Annotated in this window: 12 protein-coding genes and 2 pseudogenes; 12 read left to right on the top strand and 2 right to left on the bottom strand. The window is 67.1% G+C overall.

Annotated elements, in window-relative coordinates; all coding sequences use genetic code 11:
* The 11 genes and pseudogenes from C6N31_RS47100 to C6N31_RS41415 form a co-directional block, all read left to right on the top strand.
* A partial coding sequence (locus tag C6N31_RS47100) for an ISAzo13-like element transposase-related protein (protein WP_438817452.1) occupies positions 1–1,199 on the top strand: 1,199 nt, incomplete at its 5' end.
* Between the two features lie 56 nt (positions 1,200–1,255).
* Positions 1,256–1,579 carry an ABC transporter ATP-binding protein gene (locus tag C6N31_RS41450; RefSeq protein WP_232486302.1) on the top strand — a complete coding sequence of 108 codons (324 nt, stop codon included), beginning with the start codon at positions 1,256–1,258 and terminating at the stop codon, positions 1,577–1,579.
* A 235-nt stretch (positions 1,580–1,814) separates the two neighbouring features.
* Positions 1,815–2,132, top strand: coding sequence for a transposase (locus C6N31_RS41445; RefSeq protein ID WP_198359551.1), 318 nt, complete (start codon positions 1,815–1,817; stop codon positions 2,130–2,132).
* Positions 2,129–2,956 (top strand): IS3 family transposase, encoded by an 828-nt coding sequence (locus tag C6N31_RS41440; protein WP_198359550.1) that lies wholly within the window; start codon positions 2,129–2,131, stop codon positions 2,954–2,956. The genes C6N31_RS41445 and C6N31_RS41440 overlap by 4 nt, the downstream gene beginning before the upstream one ends.
* Positions 2,869–3,710: pseudogene (locus C6N31_RS41435) on the top strand (transposase); the annotation flags it as partial. The gene C6N31_RS41440 and the pseudogene C6N31_RS41435, both read left to right, overlap by 88 nt.
* A gap of 680 nt (positions 3,711–4,390) precedes the next feature.
* Complete coding sequence (locus C6N31_RS45800; protein WP_306665079.1) at positions 4,391–4,717, top strand: reverse transcriptase N-terminal domain-containing protein; 327 nt, start codon at positions 4,391–4,393, stop codon at positions 4,715–4,717.
* A gap of 45 nt (positions 4,718–4,762) precedes the next feature.
* Positions 4,763–5,152, top strand: coding sequence for a reverse transcriptase domain-containing protein (locus C6N31_RS47175; RefSeq protein WP_498063729.1), 390 nt, complete (start codon positions 4,763–4,765; stop codon positions 5,150–5,152).
* Positions 5,149–6,192 (top strand): group II intron maturase-specific domain-containing protein, encoded by a 1,044-nt coding sequence (locus C6N31_RS45790; RefSeq protein ID WP_138359335.1) that lies wholly within the window; start codon positions 5,149–5,151, stop codon positions 6,190–6,192. The genes C6N31_RS47175 and C6N31_RS45790 overlap by 4 nt, the downstream gene beginning before the upstream one ends.
* Positions 6,193–6,264: 72 nt before the next feature.
* Positions 6,265–6,781 (top strand): annotated as a pseudogene (locus C6N31_RS41425) (IS30 family transposase); the annotation flags it as partial.
* An 83-nt stretch (positions 6,782–6,864) separates the two neighbouring features.
* Positions 6,865–7,257 (top strand): STAS domain-containing protein, encoded by a 393-nt coding sequence (locus C6N31_RS41420; protein WP_187144771.1) that lies wholly within the window; start codon positions 6,865–6,867, stop codon positions 7,255–7,257.
* A gap of 267 nt (positions 7,258–7,524) precedes the next feature.
* A complete protein-coding gene (locus C6N31_RS41415; protein ID WP_138359331.1) occupies positions 7,525–8,034 on the top strand; it encodes an ATP-binding protein in 510 nt (169 codons plus the stop codon).
* Between the two features lie 124 nt (positions 8,035–8,158).
* Here C6N31_RS41415 and C6N31_RS41410 read toward each other — a convergent pair whose 3' ends face one another.
* A complete protein-coding gene (locus C6N31_RS41410; protein ID WP_138359329.1) occupies positions 8,159–8,341 on the bottom strand; it encodes a hypothetical protein in 183 nt (60 codons plus the stop codon).
* A gap of 1,219 nt (positions 8,342–9,560) precedes the next feature.
* On the opposite strand from C6N31_RS41410, the gene C6N31_RS41405 reads away from it, so the two are divergent.
* Positions 9,561–10,487, top strand: a complete 927-nt coding sequence (locus C6N31_RS41405; RefSeq protein WP_198359549.1) for a hypothetical protein — start codon at positions 9,561–9,563, stop codon at positions 10,485–10,487.
* Between the two features lie 297 nt (positions 10,488–10,784).
* Here C6N31_RS41405 and C6N31_RS41400 read toward each other — a convergent pair whose 3' ends face one another.
* Positions 10,785–11,150 carry a hypothetical protein gene (locus C6N31_RS41400; protein WP_164294156.1) on the bottom strand — a complete coding sequence of 122 codons (366 nt, stop codon included), beginning with the start codon at positions 11,148–11,150 and terminating at the stop codon, positions 10,785–10,787.
* Between the last annotated feature and the right edge of the window lie 489 nt (positions 11,151–11,639).

Here is an 11,639-nt window from a genome sequence, read left to right as displayed (position 1 = left end):
CCCAAGGTCATCACTCTGCATCCCGGGATAGTTCACTAATCAAGCAACGGCATTGGCCCGGAACTTCGAAGTGGAATAAGGTCGAGCACCGTCTCTTCTCCCACATCACGATGAACTGGCGCGGACGCCCGCTGACTAGCCACGAAGTCGTTGTCAAGACCATCGAATCCACACGCACCCGCTCCGGCCTGCGAGTCAAGGCCGAACTCGACACGCGCACCTACCCGATCGGGGTCACCGTGAGCAAGGAATATCTGGAGTCCTTGCCGATCCATCCGCACGACACTTGCGGCGCCTGGAACTACACCATCCAGCCACAGGGACGCCGCACTGAGTGCGCGGGCGGAGGAATCCCCAGAGTCATCCAGTCGGAAATGCTGGAGATGCTCTCTCACCCGGTGCTGACCGGGATGTGCCGAGAAGAACTGATCCGCTTTGTCGAGGTTCTCGCACCAGCCCAGGAGGCCAAGGCCGAACAACGGAACTACGACCGACGAGGTGGGAAGCGACGCCGCGCAAAAGGCGCTGGCGGAATGACGGTAATGACGCCTGAGGCTCGCGTCGTGGCCAGCCTCGTCTACCTCCGTGAAGTCTGCCCAATGCCTGTACTTGGCGACCTGCTCGGGGTGAGTCGGAGCGCCCTCCAGCACGCTACCCGCGAGACCCGGGCCCTCTTCGCAGAACACGACCACAAAGTGCGCGCCATCGATCTCAGGCTTTCCAGCGCACAGGCGGTCCGAGAATTCGTCACCTCTGCGGGCTCCCTTCAGGAAGCCGACCCTGAAGCAGCACTGCGGCATCCGGCCATCACCGGAATGAGCCGTGACGAACTCAATGTCATCACCGCCCGCCTGGCAACTCGGTATCAAGCCCGTCTTCAAGAAATCCGACACAAGCGGCGAGGCGGTGAGCTGAAGAAGGACCCCGGGGCCGTCGTCTACCGAAAGATCACCGACGAGGGCCGAGTCCTTGCCGCGATTCTCGGCATGCGTCAGGTTGCCACGCGCCCGACGATCGCCGCCCTCTTCAAGGTGAGTCCTCGCACCGTCGGCAACGCACTTGTGGAACTCCGTCCTCTTCTCAAAGAGGACGGATACAACCCCACCCCTGTCCACAGGGCACAGCGGTTTCACAGCGCGGAAGAAGTGCTCCGTTTCGTCGAGTCCCTGGAGGAATCGAATGTTCATACGGAACGGTGAGGTTGTTTCCAGACGGCTTCGCCCGAGCCCGCTACCGCCGCGCCCCGCTGTTGATTGTGGACGAACCCACCTCCGCGCTCGACCCGAAGGCCGAGGTCGAGGCGTTCCAGGCGCTGCGCTCCCTGACCGACGACGGCACCACCGTGCTGCTGATCACGCACCGCCTCGCCGCGACAGCCACCGCGGACTTGATCTACGTCCTGGATCACGGCCGGCTGATCGAACAGGGCACGCACGCAGACCTCATGGCGCTGCCCGGTGGGCACTATCGGGCCTTGTATGAAATCCAGGCAGCCCAGTACGGGGCCAGCCGCCCACTCAATGGCGTACCGCACCCAACCCGTCCCGCTTCGGCTGAAGCAGATCTCCCCACACCATGACCGCCGGAGAGCCCGATAAATCGCCTCCGCGCTCGGAAATCTGCGCGATCTCACCCCTTACGGAGACCGTATGAACCTCAACGTGATCCAAAGCAGCCCTCGACCCACCGGAGCGGCGCCGCCCGCACGACCGCCCAGGCCCCAGAAGCTCAACGGGACTGGGTCTGTTCCTCGATGGAGTGACTGAATCGCCCCGGGTTTGATGGAGACATCGAAGACCCGAAAGGATCCGATCATGGCTGCTCCCCGTAAGTACCCCGACGAACTGAGTGAACGTGCGACGCGTCTGGCGGTCGAGGCCCGCAAGGACCCGGTCGGCAGGGCGGGCGCTATCAAGCGCATCGCCGACCAGCTCGACGTGCACCCCGAAGCCCTGCGGGGGTGGGTCAAGCGGTCCGAGACTGACGAGGGCATCGTGTCCGGGACCACCAGCGCCGAGGCCGCCCGGATCGCAGAACTGGAACGGGAGGTGAAGGAACTGCGGCGGGCGAACGCGATCTTGAAGTCCGCCTCGGCATTCTTCGCCGCGGAGCTGGACCGTCCACTGCGATGAAGGTCGCCTACATCGACCATCACAAGAACCAGTTCGGCGTCCAGCCGATCTGCGACGTCCTCGCCGAGACGGACGCGCCGATCGCGCCGAGCACCTACTACGCCGCCCTGGGCAGGCCTCCGTCGGCACGCAGCCGGCGCGACGAGCACCTCACCGAGGAGATACGCCGCATCCACACCGACAACTACGCCGTCTACGGAGCCCGCAAGGTGCATGCTGTACTCGTTCGGGAGGGGTTCGCGGTGGCCCGTTGCACGGTCGAACGCCTGATGCGCCGGGCCGGACTGCGCGGGGTGATCCGGGCCAAGAGCCCGCGCACCACCCGTCCCGCCCCCGAGACCAGCCGCCCCGCCGACCTGGTCGAGCGGCAGTTCACCGCCACTGCCCCGAACCAGCTGTGGGTCGCGGACATCACCTACATCCGCACCTTCTCCGGCTGGGTCTACGCCGCCTTCGTCATCGACGTCTTCTCCCGCATGGTCGTCGGCTGGCAGGTCGCCACCAACCTTTACACCGAGCTTGCCCTGGACGCACTGGAGATGGGTATATGGAGACGCCGTCACACCGGTGCTGACCTGGCCGGACTCATCCATCATTCCGACCGCGGCGTTCAAGGCGGATTCAACCGGTCGTCGCAACACCTTGACCACGGAGGTATGCGATGGGACGGCACCAGAAGCAGAAGGCGCCGGAGGCGCCTGCGGGAGCGCGACGGCAGTGGGCAGCGGATCGGGCGATGCGACCTTCGATGCGTTCGCCGGGTCGGCCGGAGCCGTCTCGTGCAGTGCAGCGCCACTTCTGGCAGCGGATCGCGTCGGGAGTGACGACGGCAGAGGCCGCGGTGGCTATTGGCGTTTCATGGCCGGTCGCAACCCGGTAGTTCCGTCACGCTGGCGGGATGCCGCCGATCAGCCTGGATGAGCCCACTGGCCGCTATCTGTCGTTCGCTGAGCGTGAGGAGATCCGCTGCTGCGCGCCCAGGACCTCTGCGTGCGGGAGATCGCTCGCAGGATCGGCCGCGACGCAGGCACGATCTCACGCGAGCTGCGCCGCAACGCGGCGACCCGCAGCGGCAAGTCGGTCTACCGGGCCCTGGTGGCGCAGTGGAAAGCGCAGCAGGCCGCGAAGCGCCCGAAGACCGCGAAGCTCGCACAGAACGACAGGTTGCGCGAGTACGTGCAGGAGCGGCTCGCCGGCAGCGTCCGCCGCGCCGACGGCATGATCGTCGCCGGGCCTGAGACGCCTGGGTGGAAGGGGTTGAACAAGCCGCATCGGCAGGACAGGCGATGGGCAACGGCGTGGAGCCCGGAACAGATCTCGCACCGACTTCATGCCGACTTCCCCGATGATGAGTCCATGCGCATAAGCCACGAAGCGATCTACCAGGCGCTGTTCATCGAGGGCCGTGGCGCGCTCAAGCGGGAACTGGTCGCATGTCTGCGCACTGGCCGGGCGCTGCGGACTCCCCGTGCACGGTCGCAGAACAAGCCGCAGGGGCATGTCACCGCGGAGGTCGTCCTCAGCGAACGCCCCGCCGAGGCCGCGGACCGCGCGGTCCCCGGACATTGGGAAGGCGATTGTGCGACACGAAGTTGCACGAATTTGAGTGGACTGACCGACTGGAGAGGCGGTTGATGAAACCGTAGGTGCAGTCACGGGTCCGTGTCCGTATGACCCGTCCCCGCCCTTGACGTGCGATGCCGGTAACGGCGTGGTGCGAAGCTCAGGGGAAAGCCCAAGGATTCCCGTTCTATCCGGGAGTTACCGGCAAGGGGAAGACCGGACGGGTGAAGTATATGAACTCCCGATGATGTCTCGTGATCCCAACCCCCGCCGATGGAATGCGTGAGTGGGGTGTATGGCTAGCCGTTGAGAAGCGGCAGGCGCTGGCCGGTAGAGGTCACTCCGGTCAGGTGGACACCGCCGCCTCGGGGTAAAGGGAGAACCCACCCCGGTCGTATCTCATTCGTGTGGAACGTGGAAACCCCGTTGGGGTCCGGGCGGCTCTGGCCCGGTCAGCCGACCGCAAGGAAGGCTCAACTCCCCAGCGGGAACAGGACGGCCCAACAAGCCAACGCCGGAAGCCGAAAGGAAACGGGAAAGTGATACATCATGATCGGCCCCTCCGCCGGCCGCCTCACATAACCGTCCGGATACGGGTGCACTGCCCGGACCCGAAAGGGTGCTGACGTGGGCCGAGTGAGCCTGTACAGAATCACTGGATAAAGATGACGGAACCGAGGGGCAAGTTGGACACCATGTTGATGGCGGACGGACCGGCCTCGGCCCTTCCGGCTGCTTCCGCGCCGGTGAACGAACCCGAGGGCGAAGACTTGGACTGGGCGTCGATTGACTGGCGTCGGGTCGAGGAAGACGTACGGCGTCTGCGGCAGAGAATCTTCACGGCATCGCAGGCAGGGGATCGCAAGAAGGTCCGCAATTTACAGAAGCTGATGCTCCGTTCCCGCTCAAACACGCTCCTGAGCGTGCGGCGGGTCACGGAGATCAATGCTGGACGCGCGACGGCGGGAGTCGACGGAAAGGTCGTGCTGTTGTCCCAGTCCAAGGCCGCGTTGGCTGACTAGGTCCAGCATCGCGCCCGACCGTGGATTCCCAAGCCCGTCAAGCGGGTGTTCATCCCCAAACCGGGGACCACGAAGAAACGCGGACTCGGGATTCCCGTGATTGTTGACCGGTGCCTGCAAGCTGTGGCATTGGGAGCACTGGAACCCGAGTGGGAAGCGCGGTTCGAGCCGAAGTCGTACGGCTTCCGGCCCGGCCGCGGCTGTCACGACGCGATCGGGGCCATCTACTCCACGCTCAACGGGAAGAACCCGCAGCGTGCGTGGGTGCTCGACGCAGACCTGACGGCGGCGTTCGACCGCATCGACCACGCCCGGCTCATGGCCGCACTCGGTACCTTCCCCGCCCGGGGACTGGTCCGGCAGTGGCTGAAGGCCGGGGTCGTGGATCGCGGTCGGTTCGCCCGACCGAGGAGGGAACTCCGCAGGGTGGGGTGATCAGTCCGTTGCTTTTCAACGTGGCTCTGCACGGGATGGAGGAAGCCGCAGGGGTCCGCTATTACACCACCGGCAGAGATGCAGGGAGTGCGCAAAGCGGCAGCCCCGTGCTGGTGCGATATGCAGATGATTTTGTCGCGATGTGCACCAGTCGTGAACAGGCCGAGCAGGTCAAAGAGCGGCTGGTTGCATGGCTGACGCCCAGGGGGCTCGCTTTTCACGAGGACAAGACACGCATCGTCCACGCGGAGAGCGGATTCGACTTCCTGGGGTTCAATGTCCGCCGCTATCACGGCAAGTTGCTGATCAAGCCGAGCACAGCGGCTCAACGACGGATCCAGGAACGGCTCAGCACCGAAATGGTGGCTTTGCGAGGGGCCAACGCCGGTGCGGTACTTAAGAAGATCAACCCGGTCGTTCGGGGTTGGTCGGCCTACTACCGGACGGTGGTGTCCAGTGAGATCTTCACGGCGCTGGACAATCACATGTGGAAGCTCGCTTACAAGTGGGCCAAGCACAGCCACCCGAACAAGCCGAAGCACTGGATATCCGCCAAGTACTTCGGCCGGTTCAACAAAGCCAGGATGGACCGGTGGGTTTTCGGTGACCGCGACAGCGGCGCCTACCTGCTCAAGTTCTCCTGGACGAAGATAGTCCGGCACCAGTTGGTCAAGGGGAAGGCGTCTCCGGACGACCCTGCCCTGGAATCCTATTGGGCTCAGCGGCGCCGCAAGGGAACTCCTTTGCCAGTTGACGCTATGACCGTGCGCCTTCTACGGGAACAGCACGGCCGTTGCTCGATTTGCGGAGGGCTCTTGCTGCACGCCGACCACCCGCCACGAAGCCCACAAGAATGGGAAGCGTGGCGGGTCGTCATACGGAAGGCGATCTCCAAGCAATACATCGCGTTCCCAGGTGGGGGCACACCGGACGGTCAACGACTCCGTCTCCTCCACGCCCATTGTCAACGGCGGAATGAAGCCGCCGCGATGACAAGCCCAGCATTTGTACCTGCCGGCGAGCCTTCGGGGCTTGCTTGAGCCGTGTGCGGTGAAAGCTGCTTGCACGGTTCTGAGGGGGCGGGGACGCAGTAATGCGTCCCCGCTACCCGACTGATCATCGGGCTGAACCGATCGGCGATCGGAACTGTCGTGGAACGAACAACCCGCTACACACTGCTCGTTCACCTGCCGCGGGCCGAGGGCTACGGCACCGTCCCACCGACCAAGAACGGCCCCGCGCTGGGCGGCTACGGGGCCGTGGCCATGAAGGATGCACTGGCCACCACGATGGCCACCATGCCCGACCAGCTTCGCCGCTCACTGACCTGGGACCGCGGCAAGGAGCTGTCCGCTCACGCCCAGCTCACGGTTGAGAACCGGGCTGCCGGTCTACTTCGCGGACCCGCACGCCCCGTGGCAGCGGGCCACGAACGAGAACACCAACGGGTTGTTGCGCCAGTATTTTCCCAAGGGCACTGACCTGTCCCGATGGAGCGGCAACGAACTGGCCGCCATCGCCACGGTCCTCAACTCCCGCCCCCGCAAGACTCTCGGCTGGAAGACACCAGCGGAAGCCCTCAACGATCATCTACGATCAGCGCAAGCCGGTGTTGCGACGACCGATTGAATCCGCCTTGTGCACGCCGATCGTTGAGGTGGGCGTGGTCCTGGCAAGCGGGGCGACGAAGAGAAGGATCTGGGGTGGTCACGGTGGAGCAGTTTCAGGTGCGGGCGATCGGCCCTGCCCGGCCGGGCGTGGTTGTCCTGGCGGTGTCCGGCGCACTGGACTTCGGCACCGAGCAGCTCCTGGGCGATGCGGGGAGCCGGGCGTTGGCCGGCGGGTGCCGGCGGCTGGTCCTGGAGTGCGCCGGGGTGACGTTCTGCGACTCCCAGGGCCTCAACCGCTTCCTGAAACTGCGCAGGGAAGCCGAGCGCGGCGGTGCCGCACTGGTCCTGGCCGCGATCAGCACACCGGTGCGGCATGTCCTGGAACTCACCGGAGCCCTGCCGGTCTTCGGCCTCGCCGACACCGTCGACGAGGCCCTGCGCGCCGCGGGTGATGCGGACGCCGACACACCGGGCCGGGGAATCCCGGCGATCTGACCGCGGATGGGCGGCGCGTCAGGTGGCACCCGGTGCGTGGGTCTACGCGGGCTGGATGGCCGCCGACGGCTGTGTCCGAGGCGCCGCGGTGCTTTACCCTGCCCGCATTTTTCGATTCTGGTTCGATTTATGGATGTGGAGGAGTGGGCAGGCACGGTGTAGGGCGCGTGCCGGCTACGCCGACCTGGTGTGGTGAGGATCGGCCCTGAAGGAACGGAACGGCTGAGGCAGTGATCGGTGATGGGTGAGCGGTACCGGGCGTTGAGGGTGGCCGGCGATGTCGGCGCGGCGCGTCGTTGGGCGCTGGAGCAGGTGGAGAGCTTCGGCTGGGATCCCTCCTGGCGCCCGGATCCGGCGGCGGTGGCGTTGGTGGTCTCGGAACTGGTGACCAATGCGCAGCGGCATGTGGGCGGTCGGATCGGCCTGTCCCTGGAATTGGACGCGGGCCGGTTGCGGATCATGGTGCGTGACGGGTCTCTGCGTGTGCCGGTTCAGCAGCCCGCCGAGGCCGGCAGGGTCGGTGGTCATGGGCTGCGGATCGTGGCGGAACTGGCCGGGGGCTGGGGTGTGACCTGGCGGGGCGTCGGTAAGCAGGTGTGGGCCGACCTGGTGCAGCCCGGCCCGGTCCTGGTGCCCGGTTGGCGCCGCCGTGTGCACAGTGTCCCGCGCCCCGCCTGGCCGGTGGCCGCACTCGTGCTCACGTGCGCTGTTCGGGCCGCCGCACGGGGACGTCGCCACGCGCGCGATCAGCCTGCACCGCGTGGCCGGCTTGCGTGAGGATCACCCACAGGTCATGCCGCACCGTGGTAGCCCTCCCGCCAGGCCGGCGATTCCGGCTGGTACAGGCGGGTGCGCAAGAACGCGGGGATGGTCGGCGGGCCTGGGCCGGAGGGGGGATGCGTCACCCCATCAGGCGATCCCGCACCTGTTGTGCTGTCTGATAGGCCGAGGTATGCGCACTGATCCTGAGCATGTTCCCGCCGTTGTCCGCGAGATCATCGACGACATTGTCGAGGCTGTCCGGGCCGAAGGCCACCCTCGGCTGCGGGCCCTGCTTGATGACCTTGCCCAGGTCGCCGACCACGCCGCTCTGCTCTTGCTTCGCAGCCGGCTCCACGATGATCTGACTTCCGGCGGCTCGGGGCTGGTGGGACTGCTGCGGTGACGCGCGTGAACGTCGTGACGTCGTGGGCCCCCAGTGGGGTGGTGGGCGGCCGGAGAGGGTTGCTGTTCGGGCGCGCGGTCGTTGGCTGGGAGTGACAGTCATGCAGGGGCCCGTGATCCCGACCGGTCGGCGGCGCAGGACAACCGGCGACGGCGGGGAAACGGTCCTGCGCGTGGACGAACCGCCGATCTATGCGGAGCTGGCTGCCCGGTGGCGGCAGAGCGGGCGGTCGATTCCGGGTCAGCACGACCGTGAGTGGGCCGATCTGGTTACCGCGGTGCCCCACCTGGGCCTGTAGTCACGGGCGCGGTGCCGGCCTTCCCCCCGGCATCCCGCCGCCCCGCTCGCAGCCTCCATCCTCCGAGGTCCTCGTCGGTGCGTCGGTGTGCTCGGTCTACTTCGCTGGGATCGTCCACTCGACTGGTTCCGGTGCTGACTCCGGTGCGTAGATCACCCGCACCTGGCGGCGGGGCGGCGACCGTTCCGATGATCAGCTACCGGATTTCGGTCAGTTTGACGCTGATGACGGCCCGTTCGTAGGCCTCCAGCGCCCTCGGTTCGGCGTCGAGCCGGAGGGTTCTAGCCGTTCTGTCCTGTGACATTCCGGCCTGGGTGCTGTCAGTTTGGCGATGCCGTGTATTCGGCCATCTCGGCTCAAACAAAGAAAAGGTGAGCGGTCGGCGCAGGGTGTCAGCGCGGCCCGGCTCTACCTGCCCTGGCGCTGCGCCGGCGCGCTCATGGGGCGCCGGGCGCCGGGTGGCCAGGATCGCCTTTCGGCTGCCGCAACCTGACGGAAACCGCAGTTCAGCGTGCTGCAAGTCTCAAAATTTGGGACGTCGTAACCGCTCATCGGCGTTTGGCAGTCAAACCAACGAGCCTAGGGAAAACATGTGATTCGGGGGAGTTCTTCTACCGCAGATGAAGTGCTGCCCCACCGGGCAAATATCGATGGAGATCGCACTCCTCATACCATTACAAATATTTGGTCATGCGTGTCTTATGGGAAGAGCCTGGAATTTGCGCACTGCCCCGGCGGCATGCGGCACGGAAAACCATTTGGGGAACATCTATTCCCTTCTCGGTGCCGTGTCGGCCTGATGTCGCGCCTCGGCTCCACCCCCTGACCTAGAGGAACCCTGTGAACAGGAAACAGACCGCCGCTCTCCTTGCCCTCCCCACCTTCTTCGCCGGCGCAGCGCTCTTCCTCGGCACTCCCGCCGAAGCGTCCGCGCTGGCCTGCACCGCCGGCACCGCGGGTGTCGCCGGCGCCAACGGCAACGCCGCCCACCCCGCCGGCTATCCCGGCACCGCGGGCGGTCCCGCGACCGGAACCGGGGACTGCGCGGGCGGCGCGGGCGGTCCCGGCGGCAACGGTGTCCAGGGCGGGGCCGGTGGTGCGGGCGGCAACGGCGGGGCGGGCCTGGGCGGCGGCTCCGGTGGAGCCGGTGCCATCGGCGGCAACGGCGGCCCCAACGGTGCGGCGGGTGGCAACGGTGGCACCGGTGCCACCGGCGGCCCCGACGGCGCGGGCGGCGCGGGTGGAGCAGGCGGCGCGGGCACCAAGGGTGGTGCGGGCGGCACGGGTGGTTCGGGCGGTAACTCCGGCGCCAACGCCGGCGCAGGTGGACGCGGTGGCATCGGTGGCGCCGGGGGATCGACAGGTGGTGCGGGCGGTAACGCCGGCAACGGTGGCATCGGCCACGGCGGCGGCGCGGGCGGCAACGGCGGCGCCGGCGGGATCAACAGCTCCGGCAACGGAGGCAAGGGCGGAAAGGCCGGAAACGGCGGCAACGGCAGCACCGGCGGCGCTTACCCGGGCGGCGCCGCAGGCATCGGCGGGGCCGGGGGCCTGAGCTCCGGAGGCCTCCTCAACTCCGGCGGCAACGGAGGCAACGGAGGCAACGGCGGCGCCAAGTCCGGTGCCAGCGCAGATGGCGCCTGCGGTATCGGGGGCGCCGGCGGCAACGCCACCGGGGGCCTGCTCTTCCACGGCGGCACCGGCGGCACCGGCGGAACCTTCGGCGGCGGCAGCCCCTGCGCGAACGGGGCCAACGGCACACCGTGACCTGCCACACCCAGGTGCCCCCCGACATCGCGCCGCAAGGACACCTGGTGCACTCACACTCCGGGGCGTGACGAAACCGCCCAGCTTCCCGCCATGAGAGTCGGCTCACCGAGCCGACTCTCATGGCGGCGGTGTGCCCCGGCCGGCATCCGCGGCACAGCGAGGGGCGATGCGTTGCCGGCTGCGGGAACGCATGAGCGTCGAGAGCCACCTCGCAGCGCATCCGAGCGCACGCGCAAGGCCGGTCTCCTACGGAGCGTCGCCTGATGGGCGGCGTGGTGCTCCTGGGGGGGAGCGTCAGGGGGTGGGGAGCGGCGGGACAGGAGCTGGCACTACGCAGCCGGCTGCGGCGGCTGCGGTCTTGAGGGCCTCCGCCGCTGCGGCGTTTGCCGTCTCCTGGGCCTTGAGGGCTTCCGCTGCCGTGGCTTGGGCGGCGGCCGGGTTGGCAGCGATGACCAGGGCGGCGGCCATGCTGGCCGCCGCCGTGACGTTGGCGGCCGCGAAGGCCGCGGCCTTGGTGGCCGCGTCCTGGAGCAGACCCACGCAGGCTGCGGCATCGGGGGGAACGGGAGCGGCGGCGGCTGACGGCGCGGTCAACAACCCACCGCTGACCACCAGGAACGAAGCGGCCAGGGACGTAGCGACTGAACGACGAAGCTTCATGCAATGAACTCCTCACACATAAGGGGACGCACCCACACAGGGCAGAACCAGAGCCGGATCAGAGCCTCGTAGGGCGGGCCCACCACCACGCGGCAGGCGATGGCTACTTGTCCTACGGCAGGCCACGGGCGGCCCCACCAGAGCCGACCACGCTCCCACCCCCTCCGCACTCTCAAGCAGGCCGAATGAGTTTCGGCCTTATGACGAGGACTCAAAAAGCGAACAGCCTACACACGTTCGACCGACCGGCCTCGGCGCTGGGCACGTTTCTCTTCCCAGGTCGCAGATGCGGCCGCACGACGACGCATCGGTCGGCATCTCCCGGCAGTCCTCCCCTGCAGAGCAGCGGCCAGAGTCCAGCCGACAACCGCTTGCCGGTAGCGGAGCGTGCTCCATCGGCCCAGCGGCGACCCTCTCGGTGCGGGCAATTACAGCCAGACATCACTGAATCTCTCTATTTCAAGACATTTGATCATCTAGTGCTGCGCA

It is taken from the genome of Streptomyces fildesensis (genome assembly GCF_016107395.1).
GTDB lineage: Bacteria > Actinomycetota > Actinomycetes > Streptomycetales > Streptomycetaceae > Actinacidiphila > Actinacidiphila fildesensis.
This window is presented reverse-complemented; position numbering and strand designations above follow the sequence as displayed.